Source organism: Pseudomonas sp. 20P_3.2_Bac5 (assembly GCF_025466035.1).
Classification (GTDB): domain Bacteria; phylum Pseudomonadota; class Gammaproteobacteria; order Pseudomonadales; family Pseudomonadaceae; genus Aquipseudomonas.
In genome coordinates this window covers 1-14,977 of sequence record NZ_JANLOA010000101.1, presented here as the reverse complement: position 1 = coordinate 14,977, position 14,977 = coordinate 1, and the positions used below count along the sequence as shown (strand labels likewise).

The 14,977-nt window shown below is 64.5% G+C and carries 10 protein-coding genes; 5 read left to right on the top strand and 5 right to left on the bottom strand.

What is annotated here, in order from left to right; genetic code table 11:
• The first annotated feature begins 49 nt into the window (after positions 1-49).
• The 4 genes from NTD88_RS18125 (at position 50) to NTD88_RS18110 (ending at position 2,011) form a co-directional block, all read left to right on the top strand.
• Positions 50-304 (top strand): AbrB/MazE/SpoVT family DNA-binding domain-containing protein, encoded by a 255-nt coding sequence (locus NTD88_RS18125; RefSeq protein ID WP_262154115.1) that lies wholly within the window; start codon positions 50-52, stop codon positions 302-304.
• A gap of 29 nt (positions 305-333) precedes the next feature.
• Positions 334-648 carry a type II toxin-antitoxin system ChpB family toxin gene (locus NTD88_RS18120; protein WP_410017290.1) on the top strand — a complete coding sequence of 105 codons (315 nt, stop codon included), beginning with the start codon at positions 334-336 and terminating at the stop codon, positions 646-648.
• A 46-nt stretch (positions 649-694) separates the two neighbouring features.
• Positions 695-1,582 carry a LysR family transcriptional regulator gene (locus tag NTD88_RS18115; RefSeq protein WP_262154117.1) on the top strand — a complete coding sequence of 296 codons (888 nt, stop codon included), beginning with the start codon at positions 695-697 and terminating at the stop codon, positions 1,580-1,582.
• Between the two features lie 84 nt (positions 1,583-1,666).
• On the top strand, positions 1,667-2,011 hold the full coding sequence (locus NTD88_RS18110; RefSeq protein ID WP_042124881.1) for a cupin domain-containing protein: 345 nt from the start codon (positions 1,667-1,669) through the stop codon (positions 2,009-2,011).
• Between the two features lie 57 nt (positions 2,012-2,068).
• Here NTD88_RS18110 and mmsB read toward each other — a convergent pair whose 3' ends face one another.
• Together mmsB and NTD88_RS18100 are read right to left on the bottom strand one after the other, a co-directional pair.
• Positions 2,069-2,956 carry a 3-hydroxyisobutyrate dehydrogenase gene (mmsB, locus tag NTD88_RS18105; RefSeq protein WP_262154118.1) on the bottom strand — a complete coding sequence of 296 codons (888 nt, stop codon included), beginning with the start codon at positions 2,954-2,956 and terminating at the stop codon, positions 2,069-2,071.
• Between the two features lie 10 nt (positions 2,957-2,966).
• Positions 2,967-4,493: a CoA-acylating methylmalonate-semialdehyde dehydrogenase gene (locus NTD88_RS18100; protein WP_095159942.1), complete on the bottom strand. Its 1,527-nt coding sequence runs from the start codon at positions 4,491-4,493 to the stop codon at positions 2,967-2,969.
• Between the two features lie 134 nt (positions 4,494-4,627).
• Between NTD88_RS18100 and NTD88_RS18095 the strand changes: the two genes are divergently transcribed.
• Positions 4,628-5,575, top strand: a complete 948-nt coding sequence (locus NTD88_RS18095) for a LysR family transcriptional regulator (protein ID WP_095159943.1) — start codon at positions 4,628-4,630, stop codon at positions 5,573-5,575.
• Positions 5,576-5,626: 51 nt separating this feature from the next.
• Here the strand turns inward: NTD88_RS18095 and recD are convergent, their stop codons facing one another.
• From recD to recC, 3 genes are read right to left on the bottom strand one after another with little or no spacing between them, the layout of a single operon-like run.
• Positions 5,627-7,708: an exodeoxyribonuclease V subunit alpha gene (gene recD, locus NTD88_RS18090; protein ID WP_262129696.1), complete on the bottom strand. Its 2,082-nt coding sequence runs from the start codon at positions 7,706-7,708 to the stop codon at positions 5,627-5,629.
• Complete coding sequence (gene recB, locus NTD88_RS18085; RefSeq protein WP_262154119.1) at positions 7,705-11,394, bottom strand: exodeoxyribonuclease V subunit beta; 3,690 nt, start codon at positions 11,392-11,394, stop codon at positions 7,705-7,707. The genes recD and recB overlap by 4 nt, the downstream gene beginning before the upstream one ends.
• Positions 11,391-14,873, bottom strand: coding sequence for an exodeoxyribonuclease V subunit gamma (gene recC, locus NTD88_RS18080; RefSeq protein ID WP_262154120.1), 3,483 nt, complete (start codon positions 14,871-14,873; stop codon positions 11,391-11,393). The genes recB and recC overlap by 4 nt, the downstream gene beginning before the upstream one ends.
• Positions 14,874-14,977: the final 104 nt, after the last annotated feature.

Genomic DNA, 14,977 nt, shown 5'->3' with positions numbered 1-14,977 from the left:
GTACCAAACCACTATGTATCTACAATGTCTCTACTTCACGGAGGTGAATATGCAGATAAAGATTCAACAATGGGGCAACAGCGCCGCAATCCGCCTGCCAGCCACAGTACTCAAGCAGATGAGCCTGGTCAGCGGCGACGTGCTGATTCTCGATGTCTCCGAAGAGTCCATTACGCTGAAACCGGCCAGGGCAAAGCCGCAATATCGACTGGCCGATCTGATGGCGCAATGTGACCTGGCCGCGCCGGAACCCGCAGAACTGGCCGCATGGAACGCAATGGCCCCCGTAGGGCGTGAAGCTTGAGGCGGGCCAGATTCAGCAGGGCCGATATCGTGCGCCTTAATCTGAACCCTACTGCCGGCCGTGAGCAACAGGGTGATTTCCGGCCGGCCTTGGTGATTACTCCAGCAGCCTATAACGCAACCGGACTCGCAGTGATCGCCCCGATTACCCAAGGCGGTGACTTCGCCCGGTATGCCGGCTTCGCCGTCACACTCAGCGGCACGGGCACCGAGACTCAAGGAGTGATTCTGTGCAATCAGATTCGCTCGGTTGACCTGGAAGCGCGTGGCGCCAAACGCATCGAAACCGTGCCTGACGAAATCATCGAAGAGGTTCTGGCCCGTATCCAGGCCCTGTTTGAGTAAATGTCGTTGCGCTGAAAACTCCGCGACTTTTAGCACAGGCCCCGCCATGCATTTCGACCTCATCGACCTCCGCCTTTTCCTCCACACCGTCGAGTGCGGCAACATCACCGCCGGGGCTCAGCGCAGTCACCTGTCGCTGCCGGCGGCCAGTGCGCGGATCCGGGCCATGGAAAGCTCGCTCGGCATCGCCCTGCTGGAACGCAATCGCCGTGGTGTACAGCCGACCCCGGCCGGTCAGGCGCTGGTCAATCATGCGCGGCAGATTGGCCAGCAGGTGGAGCGCCTGCAGTTCGACTTGGCGCAATACGCCAGTGGCCTGCAGGGCCAGGTGCGCCTGCTGTGCAACACGGCGGCGCTGACCGAGTACCTGCCGGAACTGCTCGCCGGTTTTCTGCGCCAGCGCCCGCACATCGATGTGGATATCCAGGAACTGCCGAGCCTGCGCATCGTCCAGGCCCTCGGCCAGGGCGTCGCCGACCTCGGCATCGTCTCCGACGCGGTGGTTACCGCAGACCTGCAGACCCGCCCCTTCCGCGACGATCCACTGGTGCTGATCATGGCCCCGAACCACCCGCTCGCGGCTGTGGATAACCTCGACTTCGCCCGCTCGCTGGAGCACGGTTACGTCGGCCTCGGCGCCGCCAGTGCACTGGCGTTGCACCTGGAAGAACAGGCGCTGCACCTGGGCCGGCGGATGCAGGTGCGGGTGCGGGCGGAGGGTTTCGATGGGGTGATTCGCATGGTCGCCCATGGTGCCGGGCTGGGCATCGTGCCGCTCGCTGCGGTGCAGCGCTGGCAAGGCGTGTTGCCGCTGCGCAGCGTGGCGTTGCGCGAAGGCTGGGCCGAGCGTCGGCTGCTGCTCTGCGCGCGGGATTTCGCCGCGTTGCCGGGTCAGGCCACGGCATTGCTCGATGCACTGGCGCCGCGCGTTTAGACAACTCGACGTCGAGTACAGGCAATTGCCGGATGGACGGGCTCGCTAGGCTGCGGGCTCTTTCTTCTGTCTGCCGGAGCCTGTATGTCCAAGCCAATCGTCGTCCTTCGCGATACCCATCCGCTGCCGGTCCTCGACGCCTGCAAATGGGAAAAACTGGCGGGCGACCCGCACACCGTCAACCTCAACGCCTACACCAGCGAAGACGGCAGCAAGATCATGGGCACCTGGATCTGCACCCCGGGCAAATGGCGGGTGAACTACGAGAAGTGGGAGTACTGCCATTTCCAGGAAGGCTACTGCGTGATCACGCCGGATGGTCAGGAGCCGATTCATCTGCGGGCGGGGGACATCTTCATCGTCGAGCCGGGGATGAAGGGGACCTGGGAAGTGGTTGAGACGGTGCGCAAGTATTTCGTGTTTGCCTGATATTCAAAACCCAATCGCTGCGGTTCGGCGCCCCGAACCGCAGCGATTGTTTCAGCATCACTCCGGCTTGCGATAACTCTCCACGATCGCTGAAAAGTCTTTCCCGCCATCCCCGCGCAGGCTCATCGCCTGATACAACTGCTGCGCCACCGCGCCGAGGATCACCGGCTGGTGCGCCTGCTTCGCCGCTTCGGTCGCCAGGCCCAAGTCCTTCAGCATCAGATCAGCACCAAAGCCACCGGTATACCCACGCGCCGCCGGCGCCGTTTCGATGATGCCCGGCCATGGGTTGTAGGTATCAGAACTCCAGCAGCGCCCGGTGGAACTGTTGATGATCCCCGCCAGCACCTTGGTGTCGATGCCCAGCGCGTTACCCAGGGCCATGGCCTCGGACACGCCGACCATGGAAATCCCCAGCAGCAGGTTGTTGCAGATCTTGGCGATCTGCCCGGTGCCCACGCCACCGCAATGCACGATGTTACGGCCCATCTGCGCCAGCACCGGCTGCAAGGTGGCGAACAGTTCGTCACTGCCGCCGACCATGAAGGTCAAGGTGCCCGCCGCCGCCCCGCCGGTACCGCCAGACACCGGCGCATCGCCCATGTCCACGCCCTGCTTCGCCGCCGCAGCGGAAACGTCGCGGATGGTCTGCGGGTCGATGGTGCTGCAATCCACCACCGGCGTGCCGGCGCGCACACCGGCCAGCACGCCGTTTTCACCGAGGTACACGCCGCGCACATGGGCCGCGGCCGGGAGCATGGTGATCACCAGTTCGGCGTTGCTCGCCGCATCACGCGGCGAGTCGCTGATATGCCCGCCCAGTTCGGCAAGCTCGGCCAGGACGGTGGTGTTGAGGTCGAACAGGTTGAGGCTGTGGCCGGCCTTGATCAGGTTGCGCGCCATCGGCGCGCCCATGTTGCCCAGACCAATGAATGCAATACGCATGATCAACTCCTTAGCGCAGGCTGATGGTGGTGTTCACGCCATCGTTGACGCTGTCGTCATCGAACCAGCGGGCGGTGACGGTCTTGGTCTGAGTGTAGAACTGCACCACTTGCTTGCCGTAAGGACCGAGGTCGCCCAGCTTGGAGCCGCGCGAACCGGTGAAGCTGAAGTACGGAACCGGCACTGGAATCGGGATGTTGATACCGACCTGGCCGACATCGATTTCAGACTGGAACTTGCGCGCCGCCGCACCGCTCTGGGTAAACAGGCCAGTGCCGTTGCCGAAGGGGTTGCGGTTGACCAGGGCGATGGCTTCGTCGAGGGTGTCGACTTCCAGCGTCACCAGCACCGGGCCGAAGATTTCCTGGGTGTAGATCTGCATGTCGGTGGTCACCCCGGAGAACAGGGTCGGGCCGACGAAGTTGCCGTTCTCGTAGCCCGGCACCTTCACGTCACGACCGTCCAGCTCCAGGGTGGCGCCTTCGCGAATACCGCTCTCGATCAGGCCCAGCACACGCTCCTTGGCACGCTTGGAAATCACCGGACCGACATCGGTGCCCGGCTCGCTGCCGGCATTGACCTTGAGTTTCGATGCCAGCGCTTTCAGCTCCGGCAGCCACTCGCGGGACTTGCCGACGAACACCGCCACCGAGGTCGCCATGCAACGCTGGCCGGCCGCACCGAACGCGGCACCCGCCAGGGCGTTGAGGGTCTGGGTACGGTTGGCGTCGGGCAGGATCACCGCATGGTTTTTCGCGCCCATCATCGATTGCACGCGCTTGCCGTGCTTGCCGGCCAGGTCGTACACGTGAGTGCCGACTTCGGTGGAACCCACGAAAGACACCGCCTTGATATCGCTGTGAGTGCACAGGCCATCCACCACCTGCTTGCCGCCGTGCACGACGTTGAGCACGCCGGCCGGCACACCGGCCTCGATTGCCAGTTCCACCAGCAGCATGGTCGACAGCGGATCCTGCTCGGACGGTTTGAGGACGAAGGTGTTGCCGCAGACGATGGCCATCGGGAACATCCACAGCGGGATCATCGCCGGGAAGTTGAACGGGGTGATGCCGGCGCAGACGCCGATCGGCTGGCGCAGGGTGTAGGTGTCGACGCCACCGGCGACGTTCTCGGCGAACTCGCCCATTTGCAGGGTGCCAATGCTGCACGCATGCTCCACCACTTCCAGGCCGCGGAAGATGTCGCCCTCGGCATCGGCGATGGTCTTGCCCTGCTCGGCGCTGAGGGTCACGGCGATGCGCTTGGAGTGTTCGCGGATCAGCGCCTGCAGACGCAGCATGATGCGCATCCGCGCGCCGATCGGCGTGTCTTTCCAGGTCTTGAAGGCGCGTTGCGCGGCGGCCACGGCAGCATCCAGCTCTTCGGCGGTGGCGAAGGGGACGCGGGCCAGGACTTCCTGGGTGGCCGGGTTGACCACGTCACGCCACTCGCTGGTTTTCGATTCGACCCATTGGCCGTCGATCAGCAGGCGGACCTGGTCGACCTTGGTCTGGCCGGGGGTGAGGGATGCGTTCATGAGGCTTCTCCTGGAAATTGTTTTTAGCGAGAGAATTGCCGGCGCGGCAGCCGCGACGGGGCTTGGGGCCTGGGCTGTTTTCGAGTATAGATGTGCAAACTTCCAACAAAAACGCACATAAAAGCCGGTCCAACATGCAAAAAAACATCACCTCCCTGGGTTCACTGAACTGGGATGACCTGAAGTTCTTTCTTGAAGTGGCGCGGACCCGCAAGGCCAGCAGCGCGGCCAAGCGCCTGAATGTGGATTACACCACCGTGTCGCGGCGCATCAGTTCGCTGGAGCAGGCGCTGGGCACCTTGCTGTTCGAAAAATCCCGGACCAACGGCTTCGTCCTCACCACCGAAGGACAACGCCTGCTGAGCTACGCCGAGTCGATCGAAAGCACGCTGCACATGGCCTGCGAACAGGTCTCCGGCTCCGGCGTGGCCCTTTCCGGGCATGTGCGCATGGGTTGTACCGAAGGCTTCGGCAGCTTCTTCATCACCCCGCAACTGAGCCACTTCGTCGACACCTGGCCGGCCATCTCGGTGGACATCCTGCCGCTGCCGCACTTCATCAGCCTGTCCAAGCGCGAGGCCGATATCGTCATCGCCCTGGAGCGCCCGGAACATGGCCCGTACGTGTGCTGCAAACTGTGCGACTACCGCCTGCGCCTGTACGCGACCCAGGACTACCTCGACCGCCACCCGCCAATCCGGCGCAGCAGCGACCTGGGCGAGCACCCGTTCATCAGCTATGTCGACGACCTGGCGTTCAGTTCCGAGTTGCTTTACCTCAACAACCTGCTGCCCAACGCCACCGCGCACCTGCGCAGCACCAGCGTCATCGCCCAGTACGTCGCCGCCCAGCAGGGCCGCGGCCTGGCCATCCTGCCCTGCTTCCTCGCCGCCCAGGACCCGCGACTGGTGCCGGTGCTGCCGGACGAAGTGAGCGTTACCCGGCAGTTCTGGATGTACTGCCGGGAGGATTTGCGCAAGTTGAAGCGGATTACGTTGTTGTGGGATTACATCAGGGATGTGACGGAGAAGAACAGGCCGCTGTTGATGGGGGAATCGCGGGAGATGGTGTTTCCGGAGTGACGGCCGTGCCTCATCGCTGATGAAAGAGGCACCGAACCGTCACGAGGCGGCCTACACCGTTTCCAGCATCAACCCCGAAATCCGCTTCACCTTTCTGCCCACCGCCTCTTCCAGCACACCCTGGCGCGGTTCGATCAGGCTGAACCAGTCCCGGGCCCGGGTGATCCCGGTGTAGATCAGTTCCTTGGTCAGCACCGGGTTCAGCGCATCCGGCAGCACCAGCGCGGTGTGGGCGAACTCCGAGCCCTGGGATTTGTGCACGGTCATCGCGTAGACGGTTTCCACCTCGCTGAGGCGACTCGGCAACACGAAGCGCACACCGCCGCGGCCATCGTTGCGCGGGAAAGCCACCCGCAGCGGCGCGATCTCGGATTGGCCGTCCGGCACCCGCAGGGCGATACCGATATCGCCGTTCATCAGGTTCAGGCCGTAGTCATTGCGGGTCACCAGCACAGGACGGCCTTCGTACCAGGGCTGGTCGCCGTCGATCAGGCCGGCAGCGGTCAGCACCCGGCTGACGCGCTGATTGAGCCCTTCCACACCCCAAGGCCCTTTGCGCACAGCGCAGAGCAACTGGAAGCGTTCGAAGGCTTTCAATACCTCAAGCGCCCACTCGCTCCAGCGCGGATCATCAGCCGGCAGGTCCGCCGCCGGACGGCCCTGGCGGATGGCGTGCAAATAATCGCGGTAGCCCAGCGGCCCTTTCGGCCCGCGCTCCAGGCCGTCGAGTACCAGCTTGTCGAGGGCACGATCCTGTTCGCCGCGCAGGGTCAGGCCGAACACGTCGGCGTATTGCCCTTCGCGCAGCAGGGCGCGCGCATCGCTCGCCAACTGGCGATTGACCAAACGCGCCAACTGGCCAATACCGCTGCCTTCGCCAAAGCGCCGCGAGCGCCGCAACATCACCACTTGTTGCGCCAGCGGATAACGCCCGGCATCTCCTGCCTGCAGGCCGCTGGCGCTCAGCGACTCGCCGCTGACCTGCTCCAGCCAGGCTTGAGTCTCGTCACTGTAACGGCCCTCCTCGGCGTCGCGGCACAGGTCGCCGAGCACCGCGCCGGCCTCCACGGAGGCCAGCTGGTCCTTGTCGCCCAGCAGGATCAGCCGGGCATTTTCCGGCATTGCCGCCAGCAGGTTGGCCATCATTTCCAGGTCGATCATCGACGCTTCGTCCACCACCAGCACATCCAGCGGCAGCGGGTTGCCGGCATGATGACGGAAGTGCCGCGAGTTGGGCCGACTGCCCAGCAGACGGTGCACGGTGGAGACGTCGCAGGGAATCTGCGCCCGCACGTCTGCGCTCACCGACAACCGCTCGACCTGCTGACCGATGGACTCCGTCAGGCGCGCCGCGGCCTTGCCGGTGGGCGCTGCGAGACGAATCCGCAGCGGACGCCCGGCCTCCACCGCCGGCGCCTGCAACAACGCCAGCAAACGCACCACGGTGGTGGTTTTGCCAGTGCCGGGGCCGCCAGTGATGATGCTGAACGCCGCACGGGTGGCCAGGGCGCAGGCGAGTTTCTGCCAGTCGATCTGCCCGGCTTCTGCGCCGTCCTTGAACAGGTTGTCGAGGCGCGCACGCAGGTCCGTGGGCGTCGCTTCGGTCTGCTGTAGCCGCTGGCGCAGGGCGTCGTCGATCTGCCGTTCGTAGGTCCAGTAACGGCGCAGGTAGAGTCGCCCGCCGCTCAATACCAGCGGTCTCGACGTGTGCTGCGGCTGGTCGCCCGCCGCCACCAGCGTGCTGCGTTCCAGGCGCTCCAGCCAGGTGTCGCCGGTGAGTCGTTCGAGCAGTTGCGAAGGCAGCAACAGCGGCCCGGCCAAGGCATCGCCTTCCGGCGGCAGCGACAGGGCGAAGTCCGGTTCGGCGAGGGTCTTTTCCAGGTCCAGGCATACATGGCCGTGCCCCAATTGATGGCTGGCCAAGGCCGCGGCCAACAGCACCAGCGGATCGCCGCCCGGCTCCCGCTCACGCAGGAAACCGACGAAGGCGCGGTCCAGCGCCCGCAGCCAGCCTCGCTCAACCCAGCGATCGAGCAACGCCAGCAGGTCGGCGCTATCGCTCAAGGGCGCGAGGGATGCCAGGTGCTCGGCGTCCAGCGGTGTCGGCAGCAAATCGTTGAACGTGCGGATCATTGGACTTCTCCCGAGAACAGGTCCTGCTGCGTCACCTGCGGAACACCGCGGAACAGCGCGTCGAGTTGCTCGATCAGCGCCCGCGGCGGCTTGGCGAAATACACGCCCTGAGTCGATGAGTGCGCACCGCGCAGGAAGATATACACAGCGCCGCCAACGTGCTGGTCGTAGTCGTAGTCGGGCAGGCGCGCGCGCAATTGCCGGTGCAGGGCCAGCAGGTAGAGCACGTATTGCAGGTCGTAGCGGTGTTCGAGAATCGCCGACTCCATGGCCGCTTCGCTGTAGGCCAGGTCATCAGGGCCAAGCCAGTTGGACTTGTAGTCGGCCACGTAATAGCGGCCCTCGTGCTCGAACACCAGGTCGATGAAGCCCTTGAACATGCCGTTGAGCAACGCCGCCTGCGCGGCCGGGCGCGAGGTGCCCTGGTGGGTATGCTGGGCCACCAGCCGGTCCAGACGCAGCACATCGACGCGATGACTGGCGAACCAGAATTCCATCTCGATCTGGTACTGGCTCAGCCCACCAAGGGCCACCGGCGCGCTGTCGTCACCCAGCCGCAGCGGCGACTGCAACAGGTGCTGCAACCAGTCACTCAGGGTGTTGATCCAGCCTTTCCAGTCGCGGCGGTTGCAGCGCTGGCCAACCATCTCGCGCAGTTCTTGCGGCGCGGCGGCCACCCGTGCGAAACCTTGCTGCCCAGCCCACTCCAGCAGTCCGTGGAGGAAGGTGCCGGGATTGGGGCCGCGCGGGAAGCGGTGGATGTCCCCGGCGATCGCCGCGACTTCGCGCAGGGCATTCGGATCAGGACGTTCGTCATCGAGCAATTGCTGGGCCTGGGGCACATCGGCGTCCAGCTCCAAAGCATCCTCGCCGATGCGCAGGGCACTGTAGGAGGCGATCCACCAGTTCTCGGCAGCGCGGCGCTTGGGCTCGCGCGCGGCAAGCAATTCGGCGGTCTGCCGGGGGGCGACGTAGAGCTGTTCGTTGGCCTCCGGCAGCGCCTGGCTGTGGATGGCGTCGCAGTCCTTTTGCAGGGCACCGAGCCAGCTCGTCAGCGCCGCGGACTCCGCCAGCCGCTGGCCGCCGCCCAACAGATAACCGAGGGCGCTGCGGTGCAGCAGCGAGTCTTTGCCGGTGCCGCGCTTGAGGTCGGCCACACCCAGCCAGCAGGCGTGCCGTGCTCGGGTCAGGGCGACATAGAACAGGCGAAGGTCTTCGGCGAGTCGCTCGTCATCGGCCTTGGCAATCTGCTCATCGGTAGGGCTCAGGGTCACGTGCGCAGCGCCGTTTTCGTCGTGCCAACCCAGCGGCAGGCGCTTGCCATCCACCGGCTTGGCGGTGCAGATGAACGGCAGGAACACCAGTTCGTACTCCAGACCCTTGGATTTGTGGATGGTCACCACCTTGACCAGTTGCTCGTCGCTTTCCAGGCGCAGGATCTGTTCCTCGCCCGCTTGCCCGGACGCAGCGAGATGCTCGCCCAGATGACGGATCAGCGCCTGCTCGCCATCCAGTTCAGTGGCGGCCTGCTGCAGTAGCTCGGCGAGGTGCAGCAGGTTGGTCAGCACCCGTTCGCCATCGGTGCGGCCGATCAGCACCTGGGGTAGCTCGAAGTCGTGCAGCAGGCGTCGCAGCATTGGCAGCACGCCCTGGACTCGCCAGATCAGCCGGTACTGACGGAACTGCATGACCCGGCCTTCCCAACGCATTTCGTCTTCGTTCAGTCGCGCCAGTTCGCGCAGTGGCTGAGCGAGGGTGCCGCTGGCCAGCGCCGCCTTGAGCAGGCGCTCGTTGTCCGGCTCGGCGCAGGCCTTGAGCCAGGCCAGCAGGTCGCGGGCTTCCTGGGCGGCGAAGACCGAATCCTTGTCCGAGAGGTACACGCTGCGCACGCCGCGCGCCGCCAGTTCAGCGCGAACAAGCTGCGCCTCACGGCCATCGCGCACAAGGATGGCGATATCCGATGGCTGGCAGCCACGCAATTGCTCGCCCTGGGCGAAGCCGCTGCGGCCCTGCTGCCCGCCGTTGAGCAAGCTGACGATAAGGCTCGCGCAACTCGCGGCCATCTTCTGCCGGTAGAGGGTGTTCGACACCGGCTCATCGCTCGCCAGGTGCCACAGGTTCAGCGCCGGCACCGCCTCGCCATCGACCTGCAACTGCTCTTTGTGCCCACGCGCATGCACCGAAACGAAGGGCACCGGGTTGTCGCCATCCTTGTCGCGAAACAGGAAGGCACCACGGCCGACAGAACGCTGCTCGGCCTGCTCGAACACATGATTGACCGCGGTGACCATCGACTGGGTGGAGCGGAAGTTGGTGTCGAGGCTGTGCAGGCGCCCGGTGGTGGCGCGGCGGGCGCCGAGGTAGGTGAAAATGTCGGCGCCGCGGAAGGCGTAGATCGCCTGCTTCGGGTCGCCGATCAAGAACAGGCCGGTATCCCGCACGTTTTCTTCGATGCGGTAGATGCACTCGAAGATGCGGTACTGCACCGGATCGGTGTCCTGGAATTCATCGATCAGCGCGACCGGAAACTGCTCGCGGATCAACCCGGCCAGTCGCTCGCCGGCAGGCCCGCTCAGGGCGCTGTCGAGGCGTTGCAACATGTCGTCGAAGCCCATTTCCGCGCGGCGGCGCTTCTCTTGTTCAAAGCGCTGAGAGACCCAGGCGGCAGCGTGTTCGAGCAGTTGCGCGTCCGGCGTCGGCAGGCTTTGCAGTTGCTCGCGCAAAGCGACCATGGCCTCCAGTGCCGGGTGACTCGGCGGGTCGACTTTCCAGGCGACCGCCACGCCTTCCGGGGTCAGGCGGGTGAAACCGGTGCCGATATCCAGCTCTTGCGCCTGCTCGTCCTCGGCCCAGTTGCGCAGCTTCTCGCACCAGGGTTTGAAGTAGCGTTCCTGGATCATGCTGCCGTTGACCTGCTTGGCCTTCACGCCCTCGCGGCAGAGTTGCAGCAGTTCATCCGACCATTGCGCCCAAGGCGCTTTCAGTTCGCGCAACTGCTCGGCACGTTGGCGCAGCACGTCGGCGATGACCTCTTGCGGCTCTTGCGTGCGCACCTCTCCGGCATGCCGGCCAAACAGTGCGCGTACCCGCGGCAGCAGGTCGTCCGGGTTGCCCCAGTTGTTACGCACCCAAGCCAGCGCCTCGCCTTCCATGCCGTAGCAGAAACGCCGCCAGTAATCGCGCATGACCTGGCCGAGCAATTCGCTGTGGTCGGTTTCCAGTGTCTGGGTGAACAGGCTGCCGCTGTCGAAGGCGTGCTCGCGCAGCATCCGCTGGCACCAACTGTGGATGGTCGAGACGGCCGCCTCGTCCATCCACTGCGCAGCGACTTCCAGGCGATTGGCGCAGGTAGGCCAATGGGCAGGATCGTATTGCTCGCGCAGTTGGGCGAGCAGCGGGTCCGCTTCGGCCAGGTCACCGCGGAAGAACCGCGCCGCCTCGGCCAGACGGATGCGGATTCGCTCACGCAGCTCCTTGGTCGCGGCATCGGTGAAGGTCACCACCAGAATCTGCGGCGGCAACAGTTCGCGACCAAAGCCCTGCTCACCACCGTGGCCGAGCACCAGGCGCAGGTACAGGGCGGAAATGGTGAATGTCTTGCCGGTGCCAGCACTGGCTTCGATCAACTGGCTGCCATGCAGGGGAAAGGTCAACGCCAGTGGCGCCTGGGTTACTGCAACGCTCATGGACGCACCTCTTCACTGGCCAGTGTCTGCCATTTAGCTTCGAACATCGGCTTGTACAGGGCTTCGCACCAGCCCTCGAATTCTTCGCTCGCAGTCATCGCCGCGAAATCACTGAACTGACGCAGCAGCGCCGCGCTCTCGCTGCGTTCGCCGTCTCGCTGGCCGTCGCCATCGTAGGTTTTGGCGGCGTCGGCCAAGGCCCGTTCCGGGTCTTTCTCGTGTTGGGCGAGCCAGGCAAAGGCGGTCTTGATCGCTACTGGCAGCGGCGCATTCATGCCGGTCTGACGCGACAGCAGCAGGTGGGTCAGCAGCTCGGCTGCCTCCTCTTGCGGCAGAGGCTCCAGCATCAGCGTGATGTCGGTGGCGACCACGGCGCTGTGCAGCGAATGGCCTACCGCGCAGGCGGCAAGGTGCATGACCCAGGTGGCCGTCAAGCGATGCCACTTCAGCGAGCGACCACTGCTGATGCCGTTGGGCAAGGTGGTGATGCTCAGCAGCGCCTGGTCGGCACGTTGCTGGACACGACCAAGCCAGCCTTCGAGCTTGAGCGCGCCGGCCTCGAAACGAATCGGCAAGGCGCTGTCGATGCGGGTCGGCCACTGTTGCAACAACTGGCGGTGGCGCTGCAGCAGGTCCGGTAGCGGTTCAATCAGTTCTTCGCGCAGGCACTCGCCAAAACCGGCCAGCGGCAACAGGCCGCTGCCTTGCAAGCGATGCGCCTGACCGAGCAACGCCGCATCGCTTTGCGCGGGATCGACCAACGCAGCGTTGAGCAGGCTTTCGCTCAGGCTGTAGCGTTGCAGGGCATCGAGCACGAAGGGTTCATCATCGGCCAGTGGCGCTTCGACCGCCTCGAAGAACACCTTCAGCCGATGTCTGAAAAAGTGCCGGACCGGGTGCCGAACAAAGTCCTGAAGCAGCGACAGGGTCAGCGGTTCGTCGGGTTCATAGCGCTCAAGTTGATCGTGCTCCGGCGCTGCGGCATCAGCCGGCAGGTGCAGGCTGCGCCACTCGCGGGCGTAGCTGAACAGGTCGCTGCCGCGGTGGTAGTAACGGGCACTGAAAGGCTGCAACGGATGTTCGGTGGTGAGCTTGTGCAGGAGTTGTTCGCCGGCGTTGTGCTTGCTGTCGCTGGCGGCGCCTTTGAGTCGCCAACCCGCGGCAATGTGGTCGCGCAGTTGGCCAATCAACACCGACGCCGGGCGATCGCTGTTGTCACGAATGCTGCGACCGACCCAACTGACGTAAAGCTGCGCCCGGGCCGACAGCAGCGCTTCGAGCAGCAGGTAGCGATCGTCCTCGCGACGGGAACGGTCGCCAGGGCGGTAGTCGCTGCCCATCAGGTCGAAATCCAGTGGAGGCTGGGCACGGGGGTAGTCACCGTCGTTCATGCCCAGCAGGCACACCACCTTGAATGGAATCGCGCGCATCGGCATCAGGGTGCAGAAGTTCACTGAACCTGCGAGGAAACGCTGCGAAAGGCGGCCTTGATCCAGACCGGCCAACCAGGCTTCGCGGACCACTGTGAGCGGCAGCAGGTCTTGCAGACCGACCGATTCACAAGTCCCCAGCCAGGTATCGCAAAGGGTCTGCAACTGGACCAGCAGGTAGTCGTCATGCTCGCTTTCAGCCAGGAAAAACACCTGCAACAGGGCGTTGAGGCGCTCGCCCCATTGCGCTGCGGGGGCGGGACGGGACAGTTCGGCGTGGGCCACTTCCAGAGCGTCGAGCAAGGCAACCAGCGGGCCAATCAACGCGGCGTCGAGGCCGCCGATTTCGTCGTACGGCTCAATGCCGTCGCAACTCTCGCCCGCTCCCACCGCATAGCCCAGCAACATCCGACGCAGGCCGAAACGCCAACTGTTCTGTTCCAGGTCATCCGGTAAACCGAGGCCGGCACGCTGCTCGGCATTCAGGCCCCAACGTACGCCGGCGCCTTCGATCCAGCGATGCAGGGTCGGCAGGTCGCTTTCCTTGATGGCGAAGCGGGCGCGCAAGGCCGGCACGTCGAGCAGATCGAGGATTTCGCTGACCGGGAAGCGGCTGTCGGGTAGTTTGAGCAGGTGTTCCAGGGCGATCAGCAACGGGTCGCGACCGCGTTGGCCCTGGTCGGTGAGGGTGAACGGGATGTAGCGGGTTTCGCCGCGATCGAGCTGGCCAAATACCGCCCGGATGTGAGGGGCGTAGGCGTTGATGTCCGGAACCATGACGATCACATCGCGCGGGCGCAAACCGGGGTCGGCGCTGAAGCGGGCGAGTAACTGGTCGTGGAGAATCTCTACTTCGCGCTGGGCGCTGTGGGCGATATGGAAGCGCACGGAACGGTCTTTTGCCGGGTCGACGTCGGGCCAAAGCTCGCGGGTTTCGTTCAGGGGGCGCAGTTCGAGAATGTCGTCCTGCAATTGGCCGAGCAGGTGCTGGGGCTCGTCTTCACTGAACAGGTCGATGCGACCATCGCTGAAGGCGGTGCGGTAACTGGACGGGTCATCGTAACTGTCGAGCAGGTTGATGTAGTCGCGCCCCTGCTTGCCCCAGGCGGCGAGCAACGGGTGAGCATGCTGGTGCAGGCTTTGCGCATCGATCGGGCCGGCCATGCCTTGCTTGCGCTGCTGGCGCTTGTACTGGTGGCGGAGCAGGTCCTTGTCGGCAACGATATCGGCCCAATGGTGGCGACAAGGGTTATGCACACAGAGCAACACCTGACTGAAGCGAGCCAGGCCGGCCAACGCCTCGAGGGCCTGGGCCGGCAGGGAAGAAATACCGAAGACGATGACGCGGGATGGCAGCCCGGCCGGGGCCTGCGCCAAACCGTTGATGCGCTCGATAAAGCGCTGATGCACGCCGGCGCGGCTTTGCGCCATTCCAGCTTCGCCAACATCCAGCAACAATGCTCGCCAAAGCTCAGCCTGCCAGCAATTGGCCGGGGACAGCGGGCGCGACTCACCGCGAGCATTGATCATCACATGGCGACCGGCGGCCCACTCTTTTAGCCAGTCGGCGCGATAGACCTGATATTGGTCGAACAGGTCGGCCAGGCGTTCGGCCAATTGATAGCGCTTGCGCAGGTCGCTGTCATCGAGAAGGAAGCGCTGCAGCGGTTCGAAGTGGGGTTGATGGATCAGCTCGGGGAGCAGGCGCATCAGGCGCCAGGTCAGCGGGGCTTTGTCGAGGAGCGACGTTTCCGGAATTTCTTCGCGGCCCAGAACCTTTCGATAGAGCTGCCACATGAAGCTGCCGGGGAGTTGAACCTCGATAGCTGCTGCGATACCGCTGCCGCCCGTGTCGTCTTCTTCAGGGTCTTCAGCCAGAGCGAGCTTCAGCCACTGGGCGATGCCGTTGCTCTGCACCAGGACGATCTCGTTTTCCAGAGGGGCCAGGGGATAACGCCGCATCCAGCTCACGACCAGGCTTCGCAGCTCATCCAAACGGTTGCCGTGAACAACCATGAAACCTGGAAGAAGCGTGCTTGCATGCGACATAAGGCATCCCTGAGGCAGTCGAGAAAGAGAAGGAACATAGCACGGTGCCTGCGTCGAACGACAAGGCTGAATCCGTGAAAGTAAGACCGTTATTTTCGGACGCG

Excerpts from the sequence above, each read along its gene's own strand:
- NTD88_RS18115 (WP_262154117.1), top strand. The coding sequence starts at position 695 with ATGCATTTCGACCTCATCGACCTCCGCCTTTTCCTCCACACCGTCGAG.
- recC (WP_262154120.1), bottom strand. The coding sequence starts at position 14,873 with ATGTCGCATGCAAGCACGCTTCTTCCAGGTTTCATGGTTGTTCACGGC.
- recB (WP_262154119.1), bottom strand. The coding sequence starts at position 11,394 with ATGAGCGTTGCAGTAACCCAGGCGCCACTGGCGTTGACCTTTCCCCTG.
- mmsB (WP_262154118.1), bottom strand. The coding sequence starts at position 2,956 with ATGCGTATTGCATTCATTGGTCTGGGCAACATGGGCGCGCCGATGGCG.
- recD (WP_262129696.1), bottom strand. The coding sequence starts at position 7,708 with ATGATCCGCACGTTCAACGATTTGCTGCCGACACCGCTGGACGCCGAG.
- NTD88_RS18110 (WP_042124881.1), top strand. The coding sequence starts at position 1,667 with ATGTCCAAGCCAATCGTCGTCCTTCGCGATACCCATCCGCTGCCGGTC.
- NTD88_RS18125 (WP_262154115.1), top strand. The coding sequence starts at position 50 with ATGCAGATAAAGATTCAACAATGGGGCAACAGCGCCGCAATCCGCCTG.
- NTD88_RS18100 (WP_095159942.1), bottom strand. The coding sequence starts at position 4,493 with ATGAACGCATCCCTCACCCCCGGCCAGACCAAGGTCGACCAGGTCCGC.
- NTD88_RS18095 (WP_095159943.1), top strand. The coding sequence starts at position 4,628 with ATGCAAAAAAACATCACCTCCCTGGGTTCACTGAACTGGGATGACCTG.